Source organism: Citrobacter sp. wls716 (assembly GCF_005280975.1).
Lineage (GTDB): Bacteria > Pseudomonadota > Gammaproteobacteria > Enterobacterales > Enterobacteriaceae > Citrobacter > Citrobacter youngae.
In genome coordinates, this window is the sequence record NZ_SZWX01000025.1 from 26170 (window position 1) to 53138 (window position 26969).

Genomic DNA, 26969 nt, shown 5'->3' on the forward strand with positions numbered 1-26969 from the left:
GTAAGGGCGAGTCTCAGGACGAGACGAGTAACTCAGTAGCCAACAAAGACGCAGTGCAAAGGATGAAGTGAGAAAAGGATAATCAACACATGTTCACAGACACTATCAATAAGTGTGCGGCTAACGCTGCGCGCATCGCACGCCTGTCGGCAAATAACCCACTCGGGTTCTGGGTCAGTTCGGCAATGGCGGGGGCCTACGTTGGTCTCGGCATCATTCTTATTTTCACTCTCGGTAATTTGCTTGACCCGTCCGTACGTCCGCTGGTGATGGGTGCAACCTTTGGTATTGCCTTAACGCTGGTTATTATTGCCGGTTCCGAACTATTCACAGGCCATACGATGTTTCTGACGCTCGGCGTGAAAGCGGGCACCATCAGCCACGGTCAAATGTGGGCGATTCTGCCGCAAACCTGGCTGGGTAACCTGGTCGGCTCCGTGTTTGTCGCCCTGCTTTACAGCTGGGGTGGCGGCAGCCTGTTGCCGGTTGATACCAGCATAGTGCATACGGTCGCGCTGGCGAAAACTACCGCACCTGCAACAGTGCTGTTCTTTAAAGGCGCGCTATGTAACTGGTTGGTTTGTCTGGCAATATGGATGGCAATCCGCACCGAAGGCGCGGCAAAATTCCTCGCTATCTGGTGGTGTCTGCTGGCGTTTATCGCTTCAGGCTACGAGCACTCGGTGGCCAACATGACGCTGTTTGCCCTTTCCTGGTTCGGTCATCACAGCGAAGCTTATACCCTGTCCGGAATTGGTCATAACCTTCTGTGGGTGACACTCGGTAATACTTTGTCCGGTGTCGTATTCATGGGATTGGGTTATTGGTATGCTACGCCAAAATCGGAGCGTCCGGCTCCGGCAAAAATCAACCAGCCAGAGGCTGCTGCCAATAATTAATTAAGGGGTAATGTCGTGGACCATTTGCCTATATTTTGTCAACTACGTGACCGCGACTGCTTGATCGTCGGCGGTGGTGATGTCGCAGAACGCAAAGCGCGGTTACTGCTGGAAGCGGGCGCCCGTTTAACGGTTAATGCGCTGGCGTTTATTCCGCAGTTCACCGTATGGGCAAATGAAGGCATGCTGACGCTGGTTGAGGGGCCATTCGATGAAGCCCTGCTCGACTCTTGCTGGCTGGCTATCGCCGCTACTGACGACGATGCCGTTAATCTTAGCGTCAGCAATGCCGCAGAGACACGCCGTATTTTCTGTAACGTGGTCGATGCGCCAAAAGCGGCCAGTTTTATCATGCCCTCCATTATCGACCGCTCTCCGCTGATGGTGGCGATCTCCTCAGGCGGTACATCCCCTGTTCTTGCCCGCCTGCTGCGTGAAAGACTCGAATCCGTGTTGCCGCAGCATCTGGGCCAGGTCGCACAATATGCCGGACAACTGCGCTCCCGCGTGAAAAAACAGTTTGCCAGCATGGGTGAACGTCGCCGCTTCTGGGAAAAATTGTTTGTTAATGACCGCCTGGCGCAGTCACTGGCGAACAACGACCAGCAAGCCGTAGAAGAAACCACCGAGCAGTTGCTCAGCGAACCGCTGGATCACCGGGGTGAAGTGGTATTGGTAGGTGCCGGTCCTGGTGATGCCGGGCTGCTGACGCTGAAAGGGCTACAGCAGATCCAGCAAGCTGATGTTGTGGTATATGACCGTCTGGTTTCTGACGACATCATGAACCTCGTACGCCGCGATGCAGATCGTGTGTTCGTAGGCAAACGTGCGGGTTATCACTGCGTTCCGCAGGAAGAGATCAACCAGATCCTGCTGCGTGAAGCGCAACAAGGTAAACGCGTAGTGCGACTGAAAGGCGGTGACCCGTTCATCTTTGGCCGCGGTGGCGAAGAGCTGGAAACCCTGTGTCATGCCGGTATTCCATTCTCTGTCGTGCCAGGCATTACAGCGGCTTCTGGCTGTTCTGCTTATTCCGGTATCCCACTGACTCATCGCGATTATGCGCAGAGCGTACGCCTGGTCACCGGGCACCTGAAAACAGGCGGTGAGCTGGACTGGGAGAACCTGGCAGCAGAGAAACAAACGTTGGTGTTCTATATGGGACTGAATCAGGCGGCAACGATTCAGGAAAAACTCATCGAGTTTGGTATGCAAGCCGATATGCCGGTTGCCCTGGTCGAGAATGGTACTGCCGTAACACAGCGCGTCGTCAGAGGTGTGCTGACACAGCTCGGTGAACTGGCAAAACAGGTTGAAAGCCCGGCGCTGATTATCGTGGGTCGTGTAGTGGGATTACGCGATAAGCTGAACTGGTTCTCGAACCATTGATTCACATCAGCGAAATAACCAACGGTATACCGTTCTGAAATCGTTCCGCTAATTAACACAAACGGCAGTCCTGGAATCTCTTTCCTGACTGCCGTTTTTATTTCTAACCTGTTTTTCAAAGCATATTTCCTTGTCTTTGAGTAGTCCTTATCTGGACTACCTCCCTGTTCCATTACTTGATATTTTCACCGGCGGAAAATGGATTTTTTCCATTTTTTTCATATATATAAATAGTTATATCTACAAGGATTTCGTTATGCTTAAGATTGCAAAAATTGCCCTTGTGGCAGGGATTCTGACGACGTTGACCGCTTGTACGGGTCATATTGAAAACCGTAATAAAACCTGCTCGTATGATTACCTGCTGCACCCGGCAATTTCAATTTCTAAAATGATTGGCGGTTGCGGCGCAGCGGCTGAATAATCAATAAATCTCTTTGCGCAGATACAAAAAAACCGGGAAATTCCCGGTTTTTTCAGCAATGCAAAAAGTATTACGGCTTGGCAACAAAGCCAATAGCCTCATACACGGCTTTCAGCGTAACAGAGGCACGCGCGCTGGCTTTTTCCGCGCCCTCCTTCATCACTTTCTGCAGGAAGGCTTCATCGTTACGGAAACGGTGATAGCGCTCCTGAAGCTCGGTCAGCATACCGGAAACGGCCTCTGCGACTTCACCTTTCAGATGACCATACATTTTGCCTTCAAAGTGCTGTTCCAGCTCAGGAATGCTCTGGCCAGTAACGGCAGAGAGGATATCCAGCAGGTTGGAAACACCCGCTTTATTCTGCACGTCGTAGCGCACAACCGGCGGCTCTTCCGAGTCGGTCATCGCGCGTTTGATTTTCTTAACCACTGATTTCGGATCTTCCAGCAAGCCGATCACGTTATTGCGGTTGTCATCCGACTTGGACATTTTCTTCGTCGGTTCCAGCAGCGACATGACGCGCGCACCGGATTTCGGAATAAACGGCTCAGGCACTTTAAAGATATCGCCGTACAGGGCGTTAAAACGTTGAGCGATATCACGGCTCAGTTCCAGATGCTGTTTCTGATCTTCACCAACCGGTACCTGGTTGGTCTGATACAACAGAATATCCGCCGCCATCAGCACCGGGTAATCAAACAGCCCGGCGTTGATGTTCTCCGCATAGCGTGCGGATTTATCTTTGAACTGGGTCATACGGCTCAGCTCGCCGAAATAGGTGTAGCAGTTCAGCGCCCAACCTAACTGTGCGTGTTCCGGCACATGAGACTGGACGAAAATGGTGCTTTTTTCAGGATCGATACCGCATGCCAGGTACAGCGCCAGCGTATCCAGCGTTGCTTTACGCAACTGCTGAGCGTCCTGACGAACGGTGATAGCATGTTGGTCAACGATGCAGTAGATGCAATGGTAGTCATCCTGCATGCTCACCCACTGACGCAGCGCACCCATATAGTTGCCAATGGTCAATTCACCTGAGGGCTGTGCGCCACTAAAAACGATGGGCTTAGTCATTTTTTGATTCCTGATTTTCGCTATGCGGAAGCCCGAGAGCGGGCAGTAGTTCATTAATACGGTCGTAAATAACGTCGGGCTGGCTCAGCGCGATCGACTCACCGTAGTTGTAGCCATAGGTCAGGCCAACGGACGGACAGCCAGCAGCTTTTGCCGCCTGAATATCATTGCGTGAATCCCCTACGAAGAGCATTTGCTCAGGCTTGATGCCAAGCTTGCTTGCCACCAGCAGCAGCGGATCCGGATGCGGTTTTTTGTTCTGTACGTCATCACCACCGATGACCACGCTAAAATATTTGGCAATATCCAGCGCATCAAGCAATGGCGCGACAAACGGCGTCGGTTTGTTGGTTACCAGACCCAGCGGTAATCCTTTCGCATGCAGCGCGCCCAGCGTGTCGGCAACATCAGGGAACAGGAATGTCCCCTCTTCTGCGACATCGCCGTAGTATCTGTCGAACAGCTTGCGCAAAATACGCACCTGTTCCTCGGCGGGAATATCATCATCAACGGGCGGTTTACCCATCGTTTTGCGTAAGGTCGCGCGCTCCTGACGAGACCACGCCAGCGCGCGCTCCATCAGTACGTCTGCGCCATTGCCAATCCAGGTGATAACGCGTTCTTCACCGGCTACCGGCAGTTCCAGCGCATACAGCGCCATATCCACCGCTGCGGCTAATCCCGGCGCACTGTCAACCAGCGTACCGTCGAGGTCAAATGCTACGCCCCGAATGTCCTGAAATTTATCCATGACTTACCTTCGCCAGTTCATTGCGCATTTCATCAATGACTTTTTTGTAGTCTGGTTGGTCGAAAATAGCAGAGCCTGCGACAAACATATCCGCACCGGCAGCCGCGATTTCGCCAATGTTGTTCACCTTAACGCCGCCGTCCACTTCCAGACGGATGTCATAGCCAGATTCATCAATGCGACGGCGCACTTCGCGCAGCTTATCCAGCGTTTGCGGGATAAAGGACTGTCCACCAAAGCCTGGGTTAACGGACATCAGCAGGATCACGTCGAGCTTATCCATGACGTAGTCCAGATAACTCAGCGGTGTTGCCGGGTTGAACACCAGCCCCGCTTTACAGCCATGCTCTTTGATCAGCTGTAAAGTGCGATCGACGTGTTCGGAGGCTTCCGGGTGAAACGTAATAATGCTGGCGCCAGCGGCGGCGAAGTCCGGGACAATACGATCAACGGGCTTCACCATCAGATGAACATCAATCGGAGCGGTGATGCCATATTTACGCAGCGATTTCAGTACCATCGGGCCGATGGTCAGGTTCGGCACGTAGTGGTTGTCCATGACGTCGAAGTGAACGACATCAGCACCCGCGGTCAGTGCTTTCGCGGTGTCCTCACCCAGGCGGGCAAAATCAGCCGACAGAATTGAGGGGGCAATCAAATACTGTTTCATCCGCTTCTCCTTGAGAATTATTTTTTCGCAGGCGTTGCGACTCCTGGTTTGTATAGTGCCAGCAGTTCGTTCACCTTTTTACGTGTGCCGCCGTTGCTGCTTATACTGCGCCGCACTTTGACCTGAAAATGTTTCGCCGCTCGATACCATTCGCGGGTATCCGGCGTGTCATGATTCGAAATTAACACCGGGATCTGCTTACTGACCAGCTTTTCTGCCATCTCGGCCAGATGCGCCTGCTCTTTCGGGCTAAAGCTGTTGGTATGATACGCGGTGAAATTTGCCGTCGCCGAGAGCGGTGCATATGGCGGGTCACAGTAGACCACAGAGTTGCTATCCGCGCGATCCATGCACTCTTCATAGGAGAGGCAATGGAACTCTGCATTTTGCGCTTTTTCAGCAAAATGGTACAACTCGGCTTCCGGGAAGTAAGGTTTTTTATAACGACCAAAGGGGACGTTAAACTCACCACGCAGGTTATAACGGCATAACCCGTTATAGCCAAAACGGTTGAGATATAAGAACAGCACTGCACGTCGGAACGGGTCCTGGCAGGCATTAAATTCTTCCCGGAACTGGTAGTACACCTCAGCCTGATTCGTTTCAGGCATAAACAGCTCACGTGAAGCCTGCACATACTCATCGGTACGCGTCTTCACGATGTTATAGAGACTGATAAGGTCGCTGTTGATATCGGCAAGAATATAACGAGAAAAGTCGGTGTTGAGAAACACCGACCCGGCACCCACGAAGGGTTCAATCAGGCATTCACCCTGAGGTAAATGCCGTTTGATGTCATCAAGCAGGGGATATTTCCCCCCTGCCCATTTCAAAAAAGCGCGATTTTTTTTCATGCTGACTAACTAATTACACCTTCTCCGGCTGTGGAGAAAGCTCCGACAGCATCCTGCGCTTTAGTCTTTGTCCCGCAATTGGGCGAAACAGCAAACCATTGCAGAACATATCCTATCTTACTTCAAATCGGCCTGAACCTGGTGCAGCGGTTTTGCCCACGGGTTTTTCGCCTGAATGTCGGCGGGTAACGTAGACACTGCACGTTTTGCATCTTCTTTAGACGCATACACGCCCGTCACCAGAACATACCACGGTTGACCGTTACGCGTCGTCTGGTACACCACGTAGTTCTTCAGGTTCTCTTTCTTCGCCCAACCATTCAGGTTGTCGTAGTTAGAGGAACTGCTGAGCTGCAGCGTGTAGTGACTGGATGGCGCTGATTTTAACGCGCCAACGTTCCCTGCACTTTTCGCACCACCCGCAACCGGTGTTGCTGTCGTTGGTGCAGGTGTTGCAGTCTGGGCTGGCGTCGTCGCGGTTGCTTTCGGCTCAACAGTCGCTTTCGGCGTAGCGGTTACCACAGGCGCTTTGGTTGTGGTAGTCGGCGCAGTTGCGGTTGGTTTCGCCTGGGCAACAGGTTTCGGCTCTGTCGGCGTCGCTTTTACCGTGGTCTGCGGCTTGCTCTTCGGCTCAATAACAGCCTGTTTGCGTTCCTGATGTGCAACTGCAGTACGTTCTGCTGGCTCAGTCTTCGCAGTCTGACGCCCTGCATTGCCATTGCGAACTGGTGCTACGGTAGCAGGTTCAGTTGGCAGCGTAGAGTTGACTACGACGTTGTTAACCTGTGCCTGACCTTGCGGCTGCGTCAGTGCATTGTTCAAATCGCCCTGAACTTCGACGCGCTGCTGACCTTCCGCTGTGGCAGGTGCCTGGCCTTGAGTCGGGGTAGAGGAAATCGGCGGCAGAGAAACATCCTGCTGCGTATTGCCAGCGGTCTGCTCAGCACCCGTCGCAGGCATTGTGGTGTTCGCCTGATCCGTCGCATTGCTGCCAGAAAGATCGATGCTCTTCTCACCAGACGCAGCCTGCTCGCTGGAAGAGGAAGATGAGGGGGCCTTCAGCGCAGAACCGATACCGACAATTAGCAGCAGCAGTACCAGAACACCCACACCCATCATAATGTACTGACGGGAGGCTGGTTTACTGACCGCTTTTTTACGCTTGCGTGGGCGACGTTCTACACGTTCTTCATCCACAACATCGTCATCAGATTCATAGTCTTCTTCAATGTCCTGCTCTTCATCACGCTCTTTACGTGCCCGCGCAGGACGGCGATCGTCGGCATCCAGATCAACATCATCAAAATTGATTTGCGGCTCATTATCGCGTTCAGACGATTGACGAGAACGACCAGTACGACGATCGCTGGGATCGGGTTTCAGCTCGTCTTCTGGTTTGAATTCATCCATTTAACACCCCACTCAAAGGTTAATGCTTACGACTTTGCACATAACCTGAAGCTAAAAGACTTACGCTTTACAACGCAAGCCTGACCTTTCTTGTTGTTACGCCTGCTGGCAATCAGCAATCGCGTTAAGAACCACCTCGTGCGACACTCCGCCGCGCACTTCACTCTTCCCTATCGCCTGCGGAAGCACTAAACGAATCTCTCCCGCCAACACTTTTTTATCTCGCAGCATGTGCGGCAAATAAGCCTGTGTAGACATTTCACGCGGCCCATTCACCGGTAAACCTGCGCGCTGCAACAGCGTAATAATGCGCTGCGTTTCAGCGGAGGTAAACTGGCCCAAACGTTCTGACGTGCGGGCAGCCATTACCATACCTGCTGCGACGGCTTCACCATGTAACCAATTGCCATAACCCATTTCAGCTTCGATAGCATGGCCAAACGTGTGTCCCAGATTCAGTAAAGCACGTAAGCCCATTTCGCGCTCGTCCGCTGCGACAACTTCTGCTTTCAGCTCACAACAACGGCGAATACAGTACGCCATTGCCGGACCATCCAGACGCAACAACGCATCCAGATTGTCTTCCAGCCAGCTAAAAAATTCACCGTCAAGGATGATGCCGTATTTGATCACTTCCGCCAGGCCCGATGCCAATTCACGCGCAGGAAGCGTTTTCAGACAGTCGAGATCCACCACCACGGAAGCAGGTTGGTAAAACGCGCCAATCATGTTTTTACCGAGGGGATGGTTTACGGCGGTTTTACCGCCTACGGAGGAGTCAACCTGCGACAACAGCGTTGTCGGGACTTGAATAAAACGAACACCACGCTGATAGCTGGCTGCTGCAAAACCGGTAAGATCGCCAATCACGCCGCCGCCAAGTGCGACCAGCGTGGTATCGCGACCATGCGGTTTTTGCAGTAACGCAGTGAAGACCGTATCCAGCACCGCCAGGCTTTTATACTGCTCGCCATCGGGAAGGATAACGCTATCAACGTTAACACCCGCCTGTTCAAGTACGCCGCGAACCTTATCGAGATAAAGGGGAGCCAGGGTTTCGTTGGTCACCAACATAACCTGATCGCCCGATTTCAGCGGCAAGAATGAAGCTGGCTCATCAAACAAACCAGCCGCGATGGTGATAGGGTAACTACGTTCCCCGAGAGTGACTGTAATCCTCTCCATTACGCGACATCCACCTTAGTTACTTGTACCCGCAGACGAGTGTGTATTCAGCCAGAATTAGTTGCTTTCCAGCATATGAATAATCTGGTTTGCTACGACTTTCGCGCTCTGATCGTCGGTGCGAATGGTCACGTCGGCAATCTCTTCATACAGAGGGTTGCGTTCGTCGGCCAATGCTTCCAGAACTTCACGCGGCGGCGATTCTACCTGCAGCAGCGGGCGTTTCTTGTCACGTTGAGTACGTGCAAGTTGTTTTTCAATTGTCGTTTCAAGATAGACCACGACGCCACGCGCGGAAAGACGGTTACGTGTTTCACGTGATTTTACAGAGCCACCGCCAGTTGCCAGCACAATACCCTGTTTTTCCGTCAACTCGTTGATGACTTTTTCTTCGCGATCACGGAAGCCGTCTTCACCTTCTACATCGAAGACCCAGCCCACATCAGCTCCGGTTCGTTTCTCAATCTCTTGATCAGAATCGTAAAATTCCATATTGAGTTGTTGAGCTAACTGGCGCCCAATAGTGCTTTTTCCGGCACCCATAGGCCCAACCAGAAAGATATTGCGTTTCTCTGCCATTTTTTCGGTACTACTAAGACTATTCGTTAATGGTAAACCCGCTTCGCAGACACCCAGCGCAGCAGGACATGAACTGAAACCTCATAAGATATTGCGAGAGTCAGACTGAAAATTATCTCAATACTCAAGCGGGTTTGGCAACTGAATAAATCACCAAACCTTACGCATTTCTGGTCGTGGCAGGCATGCTACCCTGCAAACATCTGACCTGATGACGTATCGTGTAGCCAAATGACGCCAAATAAGCCTATGACACACCACCGGAAAGGCGAAGCGTATTCACTGCTGCATAAGTACAGAAAAGTCCCGACACTCAAATCGGTACTCCTTGTATGCTAAATACACCCGCACGTCAAATCCCTGAAACGTGTTCAGCGCGAAAACAACGGGTTTTCATGCATAAGTTATTCTGTTGGGACCAGTCTGGGCGTGATAAAAACCACTAACTCACGCCGCTCATCTTCTTTACCATCATGACGAAAAAGAGAGCCAAGCCAGGGAATGTCGCCTAATAGCGGCACGCTGTCGGCTGCGGATTTATTCTTATGTGAAAAAATCCCGCCAAGCGCAATCGTCTCGCCGCTTCTTACCTCGACCTGCGTTTCAATCTCTTGCTTGTCGATAGCCAACACTTCGCCATCTGCCTGCTGTAGAACCTGTCCCGGAACATTCTGGCTGATATGCAGTTTCAGTCTGATCCGCCCTTTCTGCAGCACGGTCGGCGTTACCTCCATCCCCAGCACCGCTTCCTTAAATTCGACGGAAGTCGCGCCGCTTTCACCGCTGGAGACCTGATACGGGATTTCACTGCCCTGCTTAATACTGGCAGGTTGCAGATGAGAAGCCAGTAATCGAGGACTGGCAATGATGTCGAGCTGCTGTTTTTGCTCCAATGCGGACAACTCAAGCTCCAGCAAACGACCATTAATGCGGCCAATATTAAATCCCACCCGCGATGTTGCAGTAGACACAGAAAGGTCGCTGGCAAGCGTGGTGACATTCCCCACCGCCCCTGGCAATTGTGCATCTGCCAGCGACCACTTAACCCCCAGCTCACGCAAACTTTTTTCATTAATCGTGACGATATGCGCCGCCAGCTCGACCTGTTCAACGGGCAAGTCCATTTGCGCCACCCACTGTTCCAGTGTGTTTAGCGCAACAGAATTGTCTCGCAGCAGTAAGCGGTTGGTACGTTTATCGACCGTTATACTTCCTTTAGTACTCAGCAGTTTTTCACCGGCTTTGGCCAACTCGGATGCATCGGCATAGTGCAAAATGATGCGGCGATGTTCCAGCGGCAAGCTGGCCTGAATCCGTGCCTGCTCGTTTTCCTGGCGGGCCGCATTTTCACTCTGCCATTGAACAGAATGCACATGCAGAATATTACCCTCCTGGCGTAATACCAGCCCGGCGCTTTTCACAACTGTCTGCAATGCCTGTTTCCAGGGCACATTCGTCAGATGCAATGACAGCACACCGCTAACATCCGGTGACACCACCAGATTTCTCTTCTCCTGCACCGCCAGCGCCTGCAGCACCTGTACAACGGGCACATCATCGACCACCAGCGTCACGTTTTGTGCTTTCCCAGCCAGCACGCTGGGTATTACGGTCATCAGCACGATGACTATCCACCGCTTCATTCGCCTCTCCTTGTCGTTGCCACTGCCACCGTGATGGCTCACAATCATTCCCTGTGTCGATAGTTACGCTTTGGGCTGTCACCTGAGATACCCTCCAGATGCCATTCAGAACATCTCGCTGCTCGACCCTCCGCCATTTGTGTTGACCATCCTGCATAAAACCAATTGAGCGCCCTCCCTGGATCACCGCCCCCTGATAACGCCATGCCGACAACTCAGCCATCCGGCAGAGATCCTCTGGCGGCTGAAAGGGATTGCGCATGCCGGTCAACAACAGCACGCTAAAACACGCGAACAGCCAGCGCTTAGTCATCATTCAGACGCTCCAGGTGTATCGTCAACAACACATCAGCATCTTCTGCTCTAAGAGAAAACTGACTCGTACTCATTCCCTGTTCCGCCAGTAGGGCAAACACGTGTGGGACTGCATCCCACGCAGTTTTCAGCGCCAGTTCGCCTCCCCGTACGGAGGGCTGCCAGTGGATCAGACGTGTAAGAGAGCTTTGATATACCAATGGGGAAAAAGGAACCGGCCTCGCTTCAGAGGGAGAAAAGGGTTGTTCAACCGATGACGCCAGCAGATACAGATTGCGCCATTGATCTTGAATCGCCACGCGTTGACGGACTAATGCTGCCTGCTGCACTTTCCGTTGTTGCTCTACAGGATAAAGGCACAACAGCGCAGCCGCGATCAGAACCAACATCCAGCCGCCCCAGCACAAAAGTCGAAACCGCGGCGTCTGCGCTAACCAGCCATCACAAAGCGCCTGCATGCATAACGCTCCGTATCAGACGATAGTGAAACTGCCAGTGTCCCTGCGCATCTTGTCGCGTTTCCCCTGAGCTTCCCAACTGAAACCCAGGGTGTTTACGTAATTGCGTCTCCAGTCTATGAAGCGCAGCAACGTTCAGCGTCAGCCCTGTCAGCTCCAGCGTATCCTGCTGCCAGGTCATTCCTGTTAACCACGCCTGTTCTGGCAGCAACTCGGCCACCCCTTGTAAAACAGACTGCCAGCTTCGCATCTGTTCACGCCGTTTTTCTCTTTGTTGCGCCTGCTGCCATTGTTGTTGACGCTGTTGCAGGCGCGGCTTGAGCGCTATCAGGGTTTCAGCCCGCATTTTTTCGGCATCAGCCAGCAGTAAATCGACCCGATTATCTACGCGAGAAAGCGCGTAATAACCCAACGCGATACCCACAATAACCAGTAAAGATCCACTCAATAATGCTCCCCACCATTGCAGACGGGCATACCGCCGCGACTGACGCCAGGGCAAAAGATTGATGTTCGCCGTCATCAGTACACACCTCCCATCGCCAGCCCAAGCGCAACAGCAAAGTTGTGGCTTTCCGTTGGAATCGGTGGCTGGCGGACGGACACCGCATTAAAGGGATCAAAGCCACCAGCGTCACATAGCGCAATATCCACAGGGCAAAGAGATAATGCCGCGGCAAGCGCGTCAATATCGTCAATTTCCCCCGTCGATTTACGTCCCCATGCCGTGCGGCTCGCCCAGAGCCATTGGGTATCGTCACGCCATGCCAGACACGATTGATGCACGGGTAAATAAGGAATTAATCGCTGCAAGGCGCTGGCATCCGGCGTAATGGCCGTAACCTGTACTTTCAGGGGATGCATCAGTGTCAGGAGTGCCGATATTTCTTTGCTTTGTGCCGCCGTCACGTTGAACGCCGGGCTTAGCGTGTCTTCGCTATAATCAAACTGCAGCGCATCCGGCTCCATATCCAGTTCGCGAGCCATTGCCCCAGACAACCATGCCGTTTGCTCTGGTTCGCGTAGGGTCATTGCTGGACGGGGTAACTTTTTTTGTAACGTCCTGTTGGCAGGAAAAGAAAGGTGAATATGGTGCCTGTGCGGTAGTTCACGGCTCCACGGCAGGAGCACCGCAGTAAGCTGTTCCGGCTCACGAATGTGCCCATCGACGACAACCTGATGTGCCAGCGGCATACGCCACCAGCGTTGTAGGACCCAACCGGATGCGTCACGAACGATAGCGACAGCCAGCGCATCATGTTGCTGAATATGCAGACCAATTTTCCATATACGAAAAGCCATTGCTGATGATCTCCTTATCACCCGTTCCTTCAACGGGTATATCAATGCGTCTGGCTTGCCTTTATACTACCGCGCGTTTGTTTATAAACTGCCCAAATGCCACTAAATGGGAAATCTCCAGTGAAGTTCGTAAAGTATTTATTAATCCTTGCAGTATGTTGCATCCTGCTGGGAGCAGGCTCGATCTATGGCCTTTATCGCTATATCGAGCCACAATTACCTGACGTCGCGACGCTAAAAGATGTGCGTCTGCAGATCCCAATGCAGGTTTACAGTGCTGACGGCGAACTCATCGCGCAATATGGCGAGAAACGTCGAATTCCGGTTACGCTGGATCAAATGCCGCCGGTAATGGTTAAAGCCTTTATCGCCACAGAAGACAGCCGCTTCTATGAGCACCACGGGGTGGACCCGGTGGGGATCTTCCGTGCGGCCAGCGTCGCGTTGTTCTCCGGCCACGCCTCACAAGGGGCCAGTACCATTACCCAACAGTTGGCGAGAAACTTCTTCCTGAGTCCGGAACGTACGCTGATGCGTAAGATCAAAGAAGTGTTCCTGGCTATCCGTATTGAGCAATTGCTGAGTAAAGACGAGATCCTCGAGCTTTATCTGAACAAGATCTATCTGGGGTATCGCGCCTATGGCGTGGGTGCTGCCGCGCAGGTCTATTTCGGCAAGACAGTTGATCAACTCAGCTTAAGTGAAATCGCGGTGATCGCCGGTCTGCCAAAAGCGCCGTCAACATTCAACCCGCTCTATTCGATGGACCGGGCAACTGCGCGCCGTAACGTTGTACTGTCGCGTATGTTGAGCGAAAACTACATCACCCAGGCCCAATACGATCAGGCACGTAGTGAAGCGATCGATGCCAACTATCACGCGCCGGAAATCGCTTTCTCAGCCCCTTATCTGTCTGAGATGGTGCGCCAGGAGATGTATAACCGTTATGGCGAGAAAGCCTATGAAGACGGGTATCGCATCACCACCACCATTACGCGCAAAGTACAGCAGGCGGCTCAGCAGGCAGTACGTAACAACGTGATGGATTACGACATGCGCCACGGCTACCGCGGCCCGTCGAACGTGCTGTGGAAAGTGGGCGAAAGCAGTTGGGACAGCAAAAAAATCACCGATACGCTAAAAGCGCTACCGACCTACGGCCCGCTGCTGCCCGCGGTTGTCACCAGCGCCAACCCACAGGAAGCGACCGCTGCGTTGGCGGATGGAACATCGGTGTCATTACGTATGGAAGGTATGCGCTGGGCGCGTCCTTATCGTTCGGATACTCAACAAGGCCCAACACCGCGTAAAGTGACCGACGTAGTACAGACTGGCCAGCAAATCTGGGTACGCCAGGTGGGAGATGCCTGGTGGCTGGCGCAAGTGCCGGACGTTAACTCCGCACTGGTTTCGATTAACCCGCAAAACGGCGCAGTGCTGGCACTGGTGGGGGGTTTTGATTTCAACCAGAGCAAGTTTAACCGTGCCACCCAGGCGTTACGCCAGGTGGGTTCTAACATCAAACCTTTCCTGTATACCGCCGCGATGGATAAAGGCCTGACGCTGGCAAGTATGCTGAATGACGTACCGATTTCCCGTTGGGATGCCGGTGCAGGTTCTGACTGGCAGCCAAAAAACTCACCGCCGCAATATGCTGGCCCTATCCGCTTACGTCAGGGGCTCGGCCAGTCGAAAAACGTGGTGATGGTTCGTGCCATGCGCGCAATGGGTGTGGATTACGCGGCAGAGTATCTGCAGCGTTTCGGCTTTCCGGCACAGAATATTGTGCATACTGAATCACTGGCGCTGGGCTCAGCCTCGTTCACTCCGCTGCAGGTTGCTCGCGGTTACGCGGTAATGGCAAACGGCGGGTTCCTGGTCGACCCGTATTTCATCAGTAAGATTGAAAGCGATATGGGTGGCGTTATCTTTGAGGCGAAGCCAAAAATTGCCTGCCCGGAATGTGATATCCCGGTAATTTACGGCGATACGCAGAAGTCTAACGTGCTGGAAAACAGTAACGTTGAAGATGTTGCGGTATCTCAGGAACAACAAAACGCCGCCGTGCCAATGCCACAGCTTGAGCAAGCTAACCAGGCGCTGGTCGCACAAAGCGGCACGCAAGAATACGCACCGCACGTCATCAACACGCCGCTGGCCTTCCTGATCAAGAGCGCGTTGAACACCAATATCTTTGGTGAACCAGGCTGGATGGGAACCGGCTGGCGTGCAGGACGCGATTTACAGCGCCATGACATCGGCGGGAAAACCGGGACAACCAACAGCTCGAAAGATGCATGGTTCTCCGGCTACGGCCCAGGGGTGGTGACCTCGGTATGGATCGGCTTTGATGATCATCGCCGCGATCTCGGACATACGACGGCATCCGGCGCGATCAAAGACCAAATCTCCGGCTACGAAGGCGGTGCCAAGAGTGCGCAGCCTGCATGGGATGCCTACATGAAGAGTGTATTAGAAGGTGTCCCTGAGCAGCCGCTGACACCACCACCGGGTATCGTTACCGTCAATATCGATCGTAGCACCGGCCAACTGGCAAACGGCGGTAACAGCCGTGCAGAGTATTTCATTGAAGGTACTCAGCCAACGCAACAGGCGGTACATGAGGTGGGGACAACCATTATTGATAATGGTGAGACGCACGAGTTGTTCTAATCTTTTGCCGGATGACGCTTCGCTTATCCGGCCTACATTTTCGGCACAATTGTTTGATATTGCTGGATTTTGTAGGCCGGATAAGGCGACATCCACCATCCGGCAATGTCGATTAAAACCGCCCCTGCCCTTTCAGCCATTCGCGTACCAGGAACAGCGCACTGACATTACGCGCTTCGTGGAAGTCAGGGTCTTCTAACAGATCCATCAAATGCGCCAGCGGCCAGCGCACCTGTGGCAATGGCTCGGGCTCATCACCTTCCAGCGACTCAGGATAAAGATCCTCAGCGACCACAATATTCATCTTGCTGGAGAAATAGGAAGGCGCCATGCTGAGTTTTTTCAAAAACGTCAGGTCCTTCGCACCGTATCCCACTTCTTCTTTCAGTTCCCGGTTAGCCGCTTCAAACACGCTTTCACCCGGATCGATTAACCCTTTGGAAAAACCAAGCTCGTAAGATTCGGTTCCGACCGCATATTCGCGAATGAGGATCAGGTGGTCATCCACAATCGGCACAATCATTACCGCTTCGCGCGTGGATGGGCGCATACGCTCATAAACACGACGTACGCCGTTGCTGAACTCAAGGTCCACGCTTTCGACTTTAAATAGCCGGGATTGTGCGACGGTTTCCACTTTCAAAATCGTGGGCTTTTGTAATGATTTGCTCATCATGAGGATCTTTGCTGTGAAATCTGGGGTTATTGTGCGATATACAGCACGGTTTCGGCAATGTGAATTGCCGTTTATTTACATTTATGTAACGTACTAAAAGTTAATCCCTATTTCAAATTAAAAGTCAATAGGTTGAAATAACTCCAGGAATTTGCTGATATTCCGTTTTTGGTGATTTTGCTATTATTCGCATTTATTGGGCTGTACTTAAAGATGCTCAAGTTCAACTCCACACTTGCCGATAGCCAACCACAGAATCACGAATATTGAACAGGGTGCGACTGACCACGCCTGACAGACTAAGTAAGATGGGGAAAGCATGAGCACCATTCTGATTTTTTTAGCTGCTTTGCTGGCCTGCTCATTGCTTGCAGGGTGGCGATTCAGATCAAAATTCAGACAACAAAAATTACCGTTGAGCAACGTCTTCTCTGACGCCTCTAAGCGTAAACTAACACCCGAAGAACGTGGCGCGGTCGAAAACTATCTCGAAAACCTCAGTCAAATTCAGCAGGTACCTGGCCCAACAGGTGCCAGTTCGGCACCGGTATCGTTAACCCTGAATGCCCAAAGTAATAGCGTCATCGTACTGACGCATTCAATTACGCGCTATGGCATCACCACCGACGATCCGAATAAATGGCGCTATTATCTCGACTCCGTCGAAGTGCATTTGCCTCCCTTCTGGGAACAATACATCAATGACGAAAACAGCGTTGAGCTGATCCACACCAATACGCTGCCGCTGGTTATCTCGTTGAACGGTCATACGTTGAAAGAGTATATGCAGGAAGCGCGCGGCTACGCCCTACAGCACACCGCGTCTACTCAGGCATCTATTCGTGGTGAAGAAAGCGAGCAGATTGAACTGCTGAATATTCGTCAGGAAACGCATGAAGAATATGCTCTCAGCCGCCCGTCGGGATTGCGCGAAGCGTTACTGATTGCTGCCTCATTCCTGCTGTTCTTTTTCTGTTTAATCATGCCAGACACGTTCGTACCGTGGACCGCCGGTGGCGCGGTGTTGCTGCTGGCTGCGGGTCTGTGGGGCCTGTTTGCACCACCGTCTAAAACGGCTCTACGAGAAATCCACTGTCTGCGTGGCACTCCACGTCGCTGGGGGCTGTTTGGTGAAAACGATCAGGAGCAAATTAATAATATCTCCCTGGGTATTATTGACCTGATTTATCCACCACACTGGCAACCTTACATTGCACAGGACCTTGGCCAGCAAACGGATATTGATATCTATCTGGATCGCCATGTTGTCCGCCAGGGGCGTTTTTTATCTTTGCATGACGAGGTGAAAAACTTCCCGTTGCAACACTGGCTACGCAGCGCCGTCATTGCCGGCGGTTCGTTGCTGGTATTGCTAATGCTGCTGTTTTGGGTCCCGTTGGATATGCCAATTAAACTTACGCTTTCCTGGATGAAAGGGGCGCAAACTGTTGAGGCCACCAGCGTTAAGCAACTGGAAAAGGCAGGCGTTCGCGTGGGCGACACGCTGCATCTGAGTGGCACGGGGATGTGTAACATCCACACTCAGGGGAGCTGGAACGCACAACCCGCGACACCTTTTATGCCATTTGATTGTTCGCAGATTATCTGGAATGACGCGCGCGCCCTGCCGCTGCCTGAGTCCGACCTGGTCAATAAGGCTACCGCACTGACCCAAAGCGTTAGCCGCCAACTGCATCCCAAACCCGACGATGACTCTCGCGTCAGCTCATCATTACGCTCAGCCATTCAGAAGTCCGGCATGGTATTGCTGGATGATTTTGGCGATATTGTCCTGAAAACCGCCGATTTGTGTGCCGCCGAAGATGAATGCGTACGCCTGAAAAATGCCCTGGTTAACCTGGGTAACAGTAAGGACTGGAACGCTCTGGTTAAGCGAGCAAACGCCGGGAAACTGGATGGTGTGAATGTGCTGTTGCGCCCGGTAAGCGCCGAATCACTGGATAACCTGGTGAATACTTCTACGGCACCGTTCATTTCACGCGAGACCGCCCGGGCGGCTCAGGCACTGAATAGCCCTGCCCCCGGTGGTTTCCTGATTATCAGTGACGAAGGCAGCGACCTGGTTGATCAGCCCTGGCCGGCGACCTCGTTGTACGACTATCCGCCACAAGAGCAATGGAACGCTTTCCAGCGCCTTGCCCAGATGCTGATGCAAACGCCATTTCGCGCTGAAGGGATTGTCACCAACATCTCGACCGACGCCAACGGTACCCAGCACATTGGCCTGCACCGGATCCCGGATCGTTCAGGTTTATGGCGTTACCTTGGCACCACGCTGCTGATGATCTCCATGCTGGGATGCGCTATCTACAACAGCGTTCAGGCATTCAGACGCTACCAGCGTCACCGTTCGCGCATCGCGGAAATTCAGGAATATTACGAGAGTTGCCTGAATCCAACGCTGCTTGAAGACCCAGAAAGCCTGATTCGATAACACGCCCGCGCGACGGAATATGCTACCCTGTCGCGCATCTTATTTTCCTCTGGGGAGTTTCCATGCACATAGATATTGCCTGGCAGGACGTCGACACCGTTCTGCTGGATATGGACGGTACGCTGCTCGATCTGGCATTCGATAACTATTTCTGGCAAAAACTGGTGCCGGAAACCTACGGCGCGCAGCAGGGTATCTCTCCCCAGGAAGCCCAGGAATTTATTCGTCAGCAGTATCATGCCGTACAGCATACGCTAAACTGGTACTGCCTGGATTACTGGAGCGAACGTCTGGGTCTGGATATATGCGCCATGACAACCGCACAGGGACCACGCGCCGTACTGCGTGAAGATACGGTACCGTTCCTTGATGCCCTAAAAGCGAGCGGCAAACGTCGTATTTTGCTTACCAATGCGCATCCGCATAACCTGGCGGTGAAGCTTCAGCATACCGGTCTGGCCTCACACCTTGATTTATTACTTTCCACCCACACATTTGGTTATCCCAAAGAGGATCAGCGGTTATGGCACGCTGTCGCTGAAGAAACGGGAATGAGTGCAGAGAAGACGTTGTTTATTGACGACAGCGAACCAATTCTCGACGCCGCTGCTCAATTCGGCATTCGTTACTGCCTCGGCGTAACCAATCCCGACTCAGGTACAGCGGAAAAACAGTACGCACGCCATCCGTCACTGAATGACTACCGCCGACTGATCCCCTCACTGATGTGAAGGAGACGCCATGAAAGAGAAGCCCCCTGTCGAAGTCAGGCTGGATAAATGGCTGTGGGCAGCACGCTTTTATAAAACGCGCGCAGTCGCCCGCGAAATGGTTGAAGGCGGTAAGGTGCATTACAACGGGCAGCGCAGCAAGCCGAGTAAGATTGTCGAGCTAAATGCCACCCTCACCCTGCGCCAGGGGAATGACGAACGAACGGTCATTATTAAAGCCATTAGCGAGCAGCGCCGCCCGGCAACTGAAGCCGTTATGCTGTATGAAGAAACCGCAGAAAGCGTGGAAAAACGCGAAAAAATGGCGCTGGCGCGTAAACTTAACGCGTTAACCATGCCGCACCCGGACAGGCGACCGGACAAAAAAGAGCGCCGCGACCTGTTACGATTTAAACATGGCGACAGCGAGTGACTGTCACCTGCAAGAGAGATGATTATGCCGCAACATGACCAATTACATCGTTATCTGTTTGAAAACTTTGCCGTGCGCGGCGAACTGGTAACCGTTTCGCAAACCCTGCAACAGATCCTCGAAAATCATACTTACCCACAGCCGGTCAAAACCGTGCTGGCGGAGCTGCTGGTTGCCACCAGCCTGCTGACCGCGACGCTGAAGTTTGACGGTGATATCACCGTACAGCTGCAGGGCGACGGTCCGTTGAGCCTGGCGGTCATTAACGGCAACAACAACCAGCAGATGCGCGGCGTGGCTCGTATACAAGGCGATATCCCTGAAGATGCCGATCTGAAAACACTGGTTGGCAACGGCTATCTGGTGATCACTATTACACCGGAAGAAGGCGAACGCTATCAGGGCGTGGTCGGTCTGGAAGGTGACACGCTGGCGGCCTGCCTGGAAGATTACTTCATGCGTTCGGAACAGCTGCCGACGCGTCTGTTTATCCGCACTGGCGACGTCGACGGTAAACCTGCTGCTGGCGGTATGCTGTTGCAGGTCATGCCAGCGCAAAACGCACAGGCAGATGATTTCGATCACCTTGCCGCACTGACAGAAACCATCAAAGCCGAAGAGTTGCTGACGCTGCCAGCCAACGAAGTTCTGTGGCGTTTGTACCACGAAGAAGAAGTCACCCTCTACGATCCTCAGGATGTTGAGTTCAAATGCACCTGTTCACGCGAACGCTGCGCGGGCGCTCTGAAAACGCTGCCGGATGAAGAAGTTGACAGCATTCTGGCAGAAGAAGGTGAAATCGATATGCACTGCGATTATTGCGGTAGCCACTATCTGTTTAACGCCATGGATATTGCAGAGATCCGCAGCAACGCCTCCCCTGCCGATCCACAGGTGCATTAATCCCCGTTTTGCCCGGTGGCGCAACGCTTATCGGGCCTACGGTAAAACTTTTGTCGGCCGGATGAGGCGCTCGCGCCGCCATCCGGCAACAGATTCACTCATTGTAATAAGTCATCGGCAGTCGTTTGCCATTAATGGTGATATCCCGCCAGACTCTTGAAGCCGAATCCAGTTGATGATTCGCCAGCGCCTGCAGCAGTTGATCCTTATTGAATCCCTCCGGTAGCCGGGCTGTCGCGATCAACACCCATTTGTTTTCCTTAACGCCAAAGACCAGGCTCTCCCCATCGCCAAAAGCATACAATACTTGCTCGGGCTGCCCATCCGCGTTGAGATCCTGATCCACCAACACACACGCATCCTGCTCAATACAGGAGGCGATCCGGTAGCGCTGCCCCTTTAAAAACGTCCAAAACGCGTCATCGGGCTTCTTGCTTCCCGGTGCAATCATCACCTTCGGCGCTAACTGCGTTGCTGTCAGCTCATTTACCGGATCGCGATGCCCCCGCAGGATGGCATTTAAATCACGCCTGCGCTTGCTGTCTTTGTTGAATGCATCGTCTTTTTGCAATGCTTCCAGTGCGGCGCGACCGGGTTTTCCGCTGTGATCCAGCATATACAGACTGACCTGGTCAGCCGTAATTTTCCCGCTGTAGTAGCGCCCCATATGGCTGTTGACGCTAATACGCCAAACATCAATGACCGGCGACGTCAGCAGAATCAACAGGCCCAATGTCAGGAGCGAAACGCCAAGAATGACCTTTCCCTGAATATCGAGCGGGTTGCCTCCAGCGCGCAAAATACTGACCAGATAGCCGAGGGACCACACCAGTAATACAAAGACCACCAATGCGCCATACAAACGCTCAGGCGTCCAGCCATACTGATGAATTCTCAGCCACATTGCCCAACCGGCAATCAGCATATAGAGAGGAGCAACAACCAGTGAAGCGTTAATCAAGTAACGTAATGCGCCAGGATAAGGTAACGCCTCTTTGTGCGGCTCGCGCACAATGGCCATCAGCAACAGGAAGATCAGCGTCAACGTGGACATCAGGCCAGCCGCTGACACGCGCTGTGAGATAGCGTCCAGTCCGCTAAAAGGCAGGGTCAGCATAAACATCAGCGCTAACAGTGCAACCAGCGGGAGTAAACCTGTGGCAAGGAACGTCAGCAACTTTTGCACCGCAGCAACCAGACGCGACTGCGTACGTGCCAGCACTACTGCCAGTGCGGTGATCAGACCTAAAGCCAAATAAACAAACCAGTCAGTCTCAAAGAAAAGCATGTTGAAGAAGGTGATTCCGACCAGTTGAAACATTTCACTCCACAGCAGGAGCACCAGCCAGAACAGGCCGTTGGCCACAAAAGCGATCAGCAGCGTCAGCGAGTTAAGCCACAGGTAGGTATAAAACTGCGGATAGCGAGCCTGTTCACGACGGGCATGAAGTTGATATTGAATCCACGACAAAGCCAGCATCGCCATCAACAGTAAGCGCCAGCCGTAGACAAAAAAAATGTCATCCTGCCGCCATCTGTCACTGTCTGCCACACTCCATTTCAGCCACACACTCATCGCCAGCACAACCACACAGATCAACGCCATCCAGCACCATAGAGCACGTTGCTTAAATGAGACGACAGTCAGCAAAAGCGCAGAGGAGAGCGCAATCGTTACGGGCATCCCGTAGAACAGCCAGTCACTGTTCTGCGGCGCAAGATACGCCATCAGCAGGTAGCACACACACCCTTGTAGCAGTCCGATAAAGATCATGCCCCAGCGGGTCGTTGGTGAAAGCTCAACACTGTCCATGTCGTTTTCCAGAAAGAAGAGAAAATCTAATTATCGCATCAACTTCACAAATATGAGTATTTGTCGGTCCATTTCGGAACCCAACTGCGCGAGGTGAATCGATATTGTTTATGTTTGAGTTACGTTTTTTTCTTACATGAATGCGATTACACTCACAAGATTCCCGCCAAAAACACTCTCTATTAACGTTTTAAGAACATTTTCCACAACAAAAAAGGGTTTCCTGCCATAATATCCGCCTCTTTGTGACAGGAGTCGCAGCGTATTCGGTTATTCGTGGAATCACCGGATGCGTAAATCTATGAGCCTTGTCGCGGTTAGCAATCCCTAAAAAACCTTACTATTCCAGGTAATACATATTGGCTAAGGAGCAGTGAAATGCGTGTGAACAACAGTTTAACCCCGCAAGATCTCAAGGCTTATGGTATCAATGACGTTCAGGATATCGTTTACAATCCAGACTACGACACGCTTTATCAGGAAGAACTTGATCCAAACCTGGAAGGTTATGAGCGTGGCGTGTTAACGAATCTGGGCGCCGTTGCAGTTGATACCGGTATCTTTACCGGACGTTCGCCAAAGGATAAGTACATTGTCCGTGACGACACCACACGAGATACACTCTGGTGGTCCGACAAAGGTAAAGGTAAGAACGACAACAAACCGCTTTCCCAGGAAACCTGGCAGCATTTGAAAGGGTTAGTCACCCATCAACTCTCCGGCAAACGTCTGTTTATCATTGATGCTTTCTGCGGTGCTAATGCGGATACCCGTCTTTCCGTGCGCTTCATTACCGAAGTCGCCTGGCAGGCACATTTTGTCAAAAATATGTTCATCCGCCCGAGCGACGAAGAACTGGTTGATTTCAAACCTGATTTCATCGTGATGAACGGTGCAAAATGCACTAACCCACAGTGGAAAGAACAAGGTCTGAACTCCGAAAACTTCGTGGCGTTTAACCTGACTGAACGCATTCAGTTAATTGGCGGCACCTGGTACGGCGGCGAGATGAAGAAAGGTATGTTCTCCGTCATGAACTACCTGCTGCCGCTGAAAGGCATTGCATCCATGCACTGCTCGGCAAACGTCGGTGAAAAAGGGGATGTGGCGGTCTTCTTTGGCCTGTCCGGTACCGGTAAAACCACGCTGTCCACCGACCCGAAACGCCGCCTGATTGGCGATGACGAACACGGCTGGGATGACGACGGCGTATTTAACTTCGAAGGCGGTTGCTACGCGAAGACCATCAAACTGTCTAAAGATGCTGAGCCGGAAATCTACAACGCAATCCGCCGTGATGCCCTGCTGGAAAACGTCACCGTGCGCGAAGATGGTTCTATCGACTTCGATGATGGTTCCAAAACCGAGAACACCCGCGTGTCCTACCCGATTTATCACATCGACAATATCGTTAAGCCGGTGTCAAAAGCGGGTCATGCAACCAAAGTCATCTTCCTGACCGCCGACGCATTTGGCGTACTGCCACCGGTTTCTCGCCTGACGGCGGACCAAACCCAGTACCACTTCCTGTCTGGCTTTACCGCCAAACTGGCTGGCACCGAGCGTGGCGTCACTGAGCCTACGCCAACCTTCTCTGCCTGTTTCGGCGCGGCATTCCTGTCGCTGCACCCAACGCAGTACGCAGAAGTACTGGTGAAACGCATGCAGGCGGCTGGTGCACAGGCTTATCTGGTGAATACCGGCTGGAACGGCACCGGCAAGCGTATCTCAATCAAAGATACCCGTGCGATTATCGACGCCATCCTGAACGGATCTCTGGATAACGCGGAAACGTTCCGTCTGCCGATGTTTGACCTGGCAATCCCAACCGAGCTGCCGGGTGTGGATACGCGTATTCTCGATCCGCGTAATACCTACGCATCCCCGGAGCAGTGGCAAGAAAAAGCCAACGCACTGGCGAAACTGTTTATCGAGAACTTCGAGAAGTACACCGACACCCCTGCGGGCGAAGCGCTGGTTAGCGCCGGACCGAAGCTGTAACGAAAAGTGCCGGATGGCGGCTTTGCCTTATCCGGCCTACTGCAACTGATAAGCGCAGCGACATCAGTCGGTTAGCGAAATAAAAAGGGAGGCATTTAGCCTCCCTTTTTTCTACGCGTCTTTCGTTGTCCCCTGCGTGCGCGTGAATGGAACCGGAAGCCAGGCGCGTATCGACAGCCCGCCTCGCTCACTGGTCCCAATTTCCAGCATACCGTTATGGTTATCGATAATACGCTGTACAATCGCCAGACCCAGGCCCGTGCCGCTGGTGCTACGCGCGCTGTCACCGCGCACAAACGGCTGGAACAGGTGTTGACGCTGTTCCGGTTTGATACCCGGCCCGTCATCTTCGACCTGGAACCAGGCGCGATGCGCTTCCATACCGCTACTGACCTTAATCCAGCCATTACCGTAGCGAGCGGCGTTAACCACCATATTAGCAACCGCGCGCTTGATAGACAGTGGGTGCATCTTCACCTGAATGACGCCTGGGCGTAATGCAGTATCAATTTCACGCTCGTAACCACTTTCTGCCGCGATCACTTCACCTAATACCGAGTTCAGATCGGCCATCTCCATCGGCATCTCCTGACCCGTCCGCAGATAATCGATGAACTGTTCGATAATGGCATTACACTCTTCAATGTCCTTATTGATGGACTCCGCGAGGTATCCGTCTTCTTCGCCCATCATTTCCGTCGCCAGACGGATACGCGTAAGCGGGGTGCGTAAATCATGGCTCACGCCCGCCATTAACAGCGTACGGTCATCGGCCAGCTGTTTTACGCCGGCGGCCATATGGTTGAAGGCTCGGGTAACAGAGCGTACCTCAGAGGCACCATACTCGCGCAGCGGCGGCGGAATAATGCCTTTCCCCACCTGTAACGCCGCATGTTCAAGATCCACCAACGGTCGGTTCTGAATACGGATAAACAGCCACGCGCCACCGATAGCCAGCAGCATAATCGCCAGCGTATAGCGGAACAGCGGTGAGAAATCACCCTGATGGATTTCCGTAAGCGGCACGCGTACCCATATGTTGGGGGACAGCCAGGTTTTCAGCCACACGACCGGCGAGCTCTTGTTCACCTCAACGCGGACTTCCGTCGGGCCGCCCAGTTGCTGCGCCATCTGGTGGCTTAAGAATTCATAGTGTTGCGCCCAACGCAGACCGGCTTCTTCAGCGGCCTCGTTGGAATAGAGGGAAATACCGAGCTCACGGTAAATTTCCCGACGAAATGCAGGTGGCACTACCAGTTGCGTACCGTCCTCCAGTTGCAGTTTATCAGTCATCAGCATACGGACTTCGTAGGCCAGGACCTTATTAAACTGCTGGAGGCTCGGCAGAATCGCGAAGTTCAGCACCACAAGGTAGGTCGTCACCAGGCTTGCAAACAGCAAGGTGACGATAAGCAATAACGTGCGAGCAAACGAACTTCGTGGCGAGAAGCGCATTCGCCTCATGCTTTAGAACCGTCCGGAACAAAGACGTAGCCCAGACCCCATACGGTCTGAATATAACGAGGGTGCGCCGGGTCTTCTTCCACCATACGACGCAGACGAGAAATCTGCACGTCGATGGACCGCTCCATCGCCGAATATTCACGACCACGGGCCAGGTTCATCAACTTGTCGCGGGACAGCGGTTCACGTGGGTGGCTTACCAACGCTTTCAGCACCGCAAATTCACCGCTGGTGAGCGGCATAGGCTCATCTTCGCGGAACATTTCACGCGTACCGAGGTTCAGTTTGAACTTACCAAACGCAATGACCGCTTCTTCCTGGGAAGGCGCGCCCGGCAGTTCGTTCGCCTGGCGACGCAGTACAGCGCGGATACGCGCCAGCAGTTCACGCGGGTTAAACGGTTTCGGAATGTAATCGTCAGCGCCGATTTCCAGTCCAACGATACGGTCCACTTCTTCGCCCTTCGCCGTGACCATAATGATCGGCATCGGGTTGCTTTGGCTGCGCAGGCGACGGCAAATAGACAGGCCATCTTCTCCCGGCAGCATTAAATCGAGCACCATCAGGTGGAAAGACTCACGGGTCAGCAGACGATCCATCTGCTCAGCGTTTGCGACGCTTCGAACCTGGAAGCCCTGCTCGGTCAAATAACGTTCCAGAAGCGCACGCAAGCGCATGTCGTCATCGACCACCAGAATCTTATAGTTCTCTTGCATTGTTATTACTCCCAAAGGTTCGCAACAATTAAGTGTATATTCTTAAGAAAGCTAGCGTGAGTCACCAGCGAATTCTGGTATGAATTCCAGGCTAAATTGTTACAAAGCATATTAAACAGCAGCTTAAGTATACAATGTTTCTCGCAATACATTATTTATTCTGTTGATATG

25 protein-coding genes are annotated in these 26969 nt (G+C 52.7%); 9 read left to right on the forward strand and 16 right to left on the reverse strand.

Features of this window, described 5'->3' with window-relative positions; genetic code table 11:
- Window positions 1-89: 89 nt before the first annotated feature.
- From nirC to FDX24_RS08085, 3 genes are all read left to right on the forward strand, one after another.
- Complete coding sequence (gene nirC, locus FDX24_RS08075) at window positions 90-899, forward strand: nitrite transporter NirC (protein ID WP_005121658.1); 810 nt, start codon at window positions 90-92, stop codon at window positions 897-899.
- 15 nt (window positions 900-914) lie between these two features.
- Window positions 915-2288, forward strand: a complete 1374-nt coding sequence (gene cysG, locus FDX24_RS08080) for a siroheme synthase CysG (RefSeq protein ID WP_137364109.1) — start codon at window positions 915-917, stop codon at window positions 2286-2288.
- Between the two features lie 256 nt (window positions 2289-2544).
- On the forward strand, window positions 2545-2712 hold the full coding sequence (locus FDX24_RS08085) for a YhfL family protein (protein WP_115601369.1): 168 nt from the start codon (window positions 2545-2547) through the stop codon (window positions 2710-2712).
- A 70-nt stretch (window positions 2713-2782) separates the two neighbouring features.
- Here FDX24_RS08085 and trpS read toward each other — a convergent pair whose 3' ends face one another.
- From trpS to FDX24_RS08145, 12 genes are all read right to left on the reverse strand, one after another.
- Complete coding sequence (gene trpS, locus FDX24_RS08090) at window positions 2783-3787, reverse strand: tryptophan--tRNA ligase (protein ID WP_061068725.1); 1005 nt, start codon at window positions 3785-3787, stop codon at window positions 2783-2785.
- Window positions 3780-4538, reverse strand: coding sequence for a phosphoglycolate phosphatase (gene gph, locus FDX24_RS08095; RefSeq protein WP_115642758.1), 759 nt, complete (start codon window positions 4536-4538; stop codon window positions 3780-3782). Before gph ends, trpS begins: the two co-directional genes overlap by 8 nt.
- On the reverse strand, window positions 4531-5208 hold the full coding sequence (gene rpe, locus FDX24_RS08100) for a ribulose-phosphate 3-epimerase (RefSeq protein ID WP_040231743.1): 678 nt from the start codon (window positions 5206-5208) through the stop codon (window positions 4531-4533). The genes gph and rpe overlap by 8 nt, the downstream gene beginning before the upstream one ends.
- Before the next feature lie 17 nt (window positions 5209-5225).
- Window positions 5226-6062, reverse strand: a complete 837-nt coding sequence (dam, locus tag FDX24_RS08105; protein ID WP_048213543.1) for an adenine-specific DNA-methyltransferase — start codon at window positions 6060-6062, stop codon at window positions 5226-5228.
- 117 nt (window positions 6063-6179) lie between these two features.
- Window positions 6180-7472: a cell division protein DamX gene (gene damX / locus FDX24_RS08110; RefSeq protein WP_061068727.1), complete on the reverse strand. Its 1293-nt coding sequence runs from the start codon at window positions 7470-7472 to the stop codon at window positions 6180-6182.
- A 96-nt stretch (window positions 7473-7568) separates the two neighbouring features.
- A complete protein-coding gene (aroB, locus tag FDX24_RS08115; protein WP_048213545.1) occupies window positions 7569-8657 on the reverse strand; it encodes a 3-dehydroquinate synthase in 1089 nt (362 codons plus the stop codon).
- Between the two features lie 57 nt (window positions 8658-8714).
- On the reverse strand, window positions 8715-9236 hold the full coding sequence (gene aroK / locus FDX24_RS08120) for a shikimate kinase AroK (protein ID WP_003023552.1): 522 nt from the start codon (window positions 9234-9236) through the stop codon (window positions 8715-8717).
- A gap of 404 nt (window positions 9237-9640) precedes the next feature.
- A complete protein-coding gene (hofQ, locus tag FDX24_RS08125) occupies window positions 9641-10879 on the reverse strand; it encodes a DNA uptake porin HofQ (protein ID WP_137364110.1) in 1239 nt (412 codons plus the stop codon).
- Window positions 10791-11195 (reverse strand): HofP DNA utilization family protein, encoded by a 405-nt coding sequence (locus FDX24_RS08130; RefSeq protein WP_075551437.1) that lies wholly within the window; start codon window positions 11193-11195, stop codon window positions 10791-10793. Before FDX24_RS08130 ends, hofQ begins: the two co-directional genes overlap by 89 nt.
- Window positions 11185-11652 (reverse strand): hypothetical protein, encoded by a 468-nt coding sequence (locus tag FDX24_RS08135; RefSeq protein WP_137364111.1) that lies wholly within the window; start codon window positions 11650-11652, stop codon window positions 11185-11187. The genes FDX24_RS08130 and FDX24_RS08135 overlap by 11 nt, the downstream gene beginning before the upstream one ends.
- The gene (locus FDX24_RS08140) at window positions 11636-12175 is read right to left on the reverse strand and encodes a PilN domain-containing protein (RefSeq protein ID WP_101742609.1); all 540 of its coding nucleotides are present in this window, start codon (window positions 12173-12175) and stop codon (window positions 11636-11638) included. Before FDX24_RS08140 ends, FDX24_RS08135 begins: the two co-directional genes overlap by 17 nt.
- Complete coding sequence (locus FDX24_RS08145) at window positions 12175-12954, reverse strand: hypothetical protein (RefSeq protein ID WP_048213549.1); 780 nt, start codon at window positions 12952-12954, stop codon at window positions 12175-12177. The genes FDX24_RS08140 and FDX24_RS08145 overlap by 1 nt, the downstream gene beginning before the upstream one ends.
- A 120-nt stretch (window positions 12955-13074) precedes the next feature.
- Between FDX24_RS08145 and mrcA the strand changes: the two genes are divergently transcribed.
- Window positions 13075-15627: a peptidoglycan glycosyltransferase/peptidoglycan DD-transpeptidase MrcA gene (gene mrcA / locus FDX24_RS08150; RefSeq protein ID WP_170971300.1), complete on the forward strand. Its 2553-nt coding sequence runs from the start codon at window positions 13075-13077 to the stop codon at window positions 15625-15627.
- 112 nt (window positions 15628-15739) lie between these two features.
- On the opposite strand, the gene nudE is transcribed toward mrcA, so the two are convergent.
- Window positions 15740-16300, reverse strand: a complete 561-nt coding sequence (nudE, locus tag FDX24_RS08155) for an ADP compounds hydrolase NudE (RefSeq protein WP_048213799.1) — start codon at window positions 16298-16300, stop codon at window positions 15740-15742.
- A 322-nt stretch (window positions 16301-16622) separates the two neighbouring features.
- Between nudE and igaA the strand changes: the two genes are divergently transcribed.
- The 4 genes from igaA (at window position 16623) to hslO (ending at window position 20804) form a co-directional block, all read left to right on the forward strand.
- The gene (gene igaA, locus FDX24_RS08160; protein ID WP_137364112.1) at window positions 16623-18758 is read left to right on the forward strand and encodes an intracellular growth attenuator protein IgaA; all 2136 of its coding nucleotides are present in this window, start codon (window positions 16623-16625) and stop codon (window positions 18756-18758) included.
- Between the two features lie 62 nt (window positions 18759-18820).
- Window positions 18821-19489: a GMP/IMP nucleotidase gene (gene yrfG, locus FDX24_RS08165; protein WP_048213552.1), complete on the forward strand. Its 669-nt coding sequence runs from the start codon at window positions 18821-18823 to the stop codon at window positions 19487-19489.
- Window positions 19490-19499: 10 nt separating this feature from the next.
- Window positions 19500-19901 carry a ribosome-associated heat shock protein Hsp15 gene (gene hslR, locus FDX24_RS08170; RefSeq protein WP_048213553.1) on the forward strand — a complete coding sequence of 134 codons (402 nt, stop codon included), beginning with the start codon at window positions 19500-19502 and terminating at the stop codon, window positions 19899-19901.
- Window positions 19902-19925: 24 nt separating this feature from the next.
- Window positions 19926-20804, forward strand: coding sequence for an Hsp33 family molecular chaperone HslO (gene hslO / locus FDX24_RS08175; protein ID WP_061068864.1), 879 nt, complete (start codon window positions 19926-19928; stop codon window positions 20802-20804).
- 94 nt (window positions 20805-20898) lie between these two features.
- On the opposite strand, the gene FDX24_RS08180 is transcribed toward hslO, so the two are convergent.
- Window positions 20899-22617 (reverse strand): DUF4153 domain-containing protein, encoded by a 1719-nt coding sequence (locus FDX24_RS08180; RefSeq protein ID WP_137364113.1) that lies wholly within the window; start codon window positions 22615-22617, stop codon window positions 20899-20901.
- Between the two features lie 378 nt (window positions 22618-22995).
- Between FDX24_RS08180 and pckA the strand changes: the two genes are divergently transcribed.
- Window positions 22996-24618: a phosphoenolpyruvate carboxykinase (ATP) gene (pckA, locus tag FDX24_RS08185; RefSeq protein ID WP_048213555.1), complete on the forward strand. Its 1623-nt coding sequence runs from the start codon at window positions 22996-22998 to the stop codon at window positions 24616-24618.
- Window positions 24619-24729: 111 nt separating this feature from the next.
- On the opposite strand, the gene envZ is transcribed toward pckA, so the two are convergent.
- A complete protein-coding gene (gene envZ / locus FDX24_RS08190) occupies window positions 24730-26082 on the reverse strand; it encodes a two-component system sensor histidine kinase EnvZ (RefSeq protein WP_048213556.1) in 1353 nt (450 codons plus the stop codon).
- A complete protein-coding gene (ompR, locus tag FDX24_RS08195) occupies window positions 26079-26798 on the reverse strand; it encodes a two-component system response regulator OmpR (RefSeq protein WP_001157751.1) in 720 nt (239 codons plus the stop codon). The genes envZ and ompR overlap by 4 nt, the downstream gene beginning before the upstream one ends.
- Window positions 26799-26969: the final 171 nt, after the last annotated feature.

What these genes read in the sequence shown, in the direction of transcription:
- hofQ (WP_137364110.1), bottom strand. Translation starts at nt 10,879, where the DNA reads ATGAAGCGGTGGATAGTCATCGTGCTGATGACCGTAATACCCAGCGTG.
- igaA (WP_137364112.1), top strand. Translation starts at nt 16,623, where the DNA reads ATGAGCACCATTCTGATTTTTTTAGCTGCTTTGCTGGCCTGCTCATTG.
- nudE (WP_048213799.1), bottom strand. Translation starts at nt 16,300, where the DNA reads ATGAGCAAATCATTACAAAAGCCCACGATTTTGAAAGTGGAAACCGTC.
- FDX24_RS08145 (WP_048213549.1), bottom strand. Translation starts at nt 12,954, where the DNA reads ATGGCTTTTCGTATATGGAAAATTGGTCTGCATATTCAGCAACATGAT.
- trpS (WP_061068725.1), bottom strand. Translation starts at nt 3,787, where the DNA reads ATGACTAAGCCCATCGTTTTTAGTGGCGCACAGCCCTCAGGTGAATTG.
- pckA (WP_048213555.1), top strand. Translation starts at nt 22,996, where the DNA reads ATGCGTGTGAACAACAGTTTAACCCCGCAAGATCTCAAGGCTTATGGT.
- FDX24_RS08130 (WP_075551437.1), bottom strand. Translation starts at nt 11,195, where the DNA reads ATGATGACTAAGCGCTGGCTGTTCGCGTGTTTTAGCGTGCTGTTGTTG.
- aroB (WP_048213545.1), bottom strand. Translation starts at nt 8,657, where the DNA reads ATGGAGAGGATTACAGTCACTCTCGGGGAACGTAGTTACCCTATCACC.
- envZ (WP_048213556.1), bottom strand. Translation starts at nt 26,082, where the DNA reads ATGAGGCGAATGCGCTTCTCGCCACGAAGTTCGTTTGCTCGCACGTTA.
- rpe (WP_040231743.1), bottom strand. Translation starts at nt 5,208, where the DNA reads ATGAAACAGTATTTGATTGCCCCCTCAATTCTGTCGGCTGATTTTGCC.
- yrfG (WP_048213552.1), top strand. Translation starts at nt 18,821, where the DNA reads ATGCACATAGATATTGCCTGGCAGGACGTCGACACCGTTCTGCTGGAT.
- FDX24_RS08135 (WP_137364111.1), bottom strand. Translation starts at nt 11,652, where the DNA reads ATGCAGGCGCTTTGTGATGGCTGGTTAGCGCAGACGCCGCGGTTTCGA.
- FDX24_RS08140 (WP_101742609.1), bottom strand. Translation starts at nt 12,175, where the DNA reads ATGACGGCGAACATCAATCTTTTGCCCTGGCGTCAGTCGCGGCGGTAT.
- damX (WP_061068727.1), bottom strand. Translation starts at nt 7,472, where the DNA reads ATGGATGAATTCAAACCAGAAGACGAGCTGAAACCCGATCCCAGCGAT.
- hslO (WP_061068864.1), top strand. Translation starts at nt 19,926, where the DNA reads ATGCCGCAACATGACCAATTACATCGTTATCTGTTTGAAAACTTTGCC.
- FDX24_RS08180 (WP_137364113.1), bottom strand. Translation starts at nt 22,617, where the DNA reads ATGGACAGTGTTGAGCTTTCACCAACGACCCGCTGGGGCATGATCTTT.
- aroK (WP_003023552.1), bottom strand. Translation starts at nt 9,236, where the DNA reads ATGGCAGAGAAACGCAATATCTTTCTGGTTGGGCCTATGGGTGCCGGA.
- hslR (WP_048213553.1), top strand. Translation starts at nt 19,500, where the DNA reads ATGAAAGAGAAGCCCCCTGTCGAAGTCAGGCTGGATAAATGGCTGTGG.
- ompR (WP_001157751.1), bottom strand. Translation starts at nt 26,798, where the DNA reads ATGCAAGAGAACTATAAGATTCTGGTGGTCGATGACGACATGCGCTTG.
- gph (WP_115642758.1), bottom strand. Translation starts at nt 4,538, where the DNA reads ATGGATAAATTTCAGGACATTCGGGGCGTAGCATTTGACCTCGACGGT.
- dam (WP_048213543.1), bottom strand. Translation starts at nt 6,062, where the DNA reads ATGAAAAAAAATCGCGCTTTTTTGAAATGGGCAGGGGGGAAATATCCC.
- FDX24_RS08085 (WP_115601369.1), top strand. Translation starts at nt 2,545, where the DNA reads ATGCTTAAGATTGCAAAAATTGCCCTTGTGGCAGGGATTCTGACGACG.
- nirC (WP_005121658.1), top strand. Translation starts at nt 90, where the DNA reads ATGTTCACAGACACTATCAATAAGTGTGCGGCTAACGCTGCGCGCATC.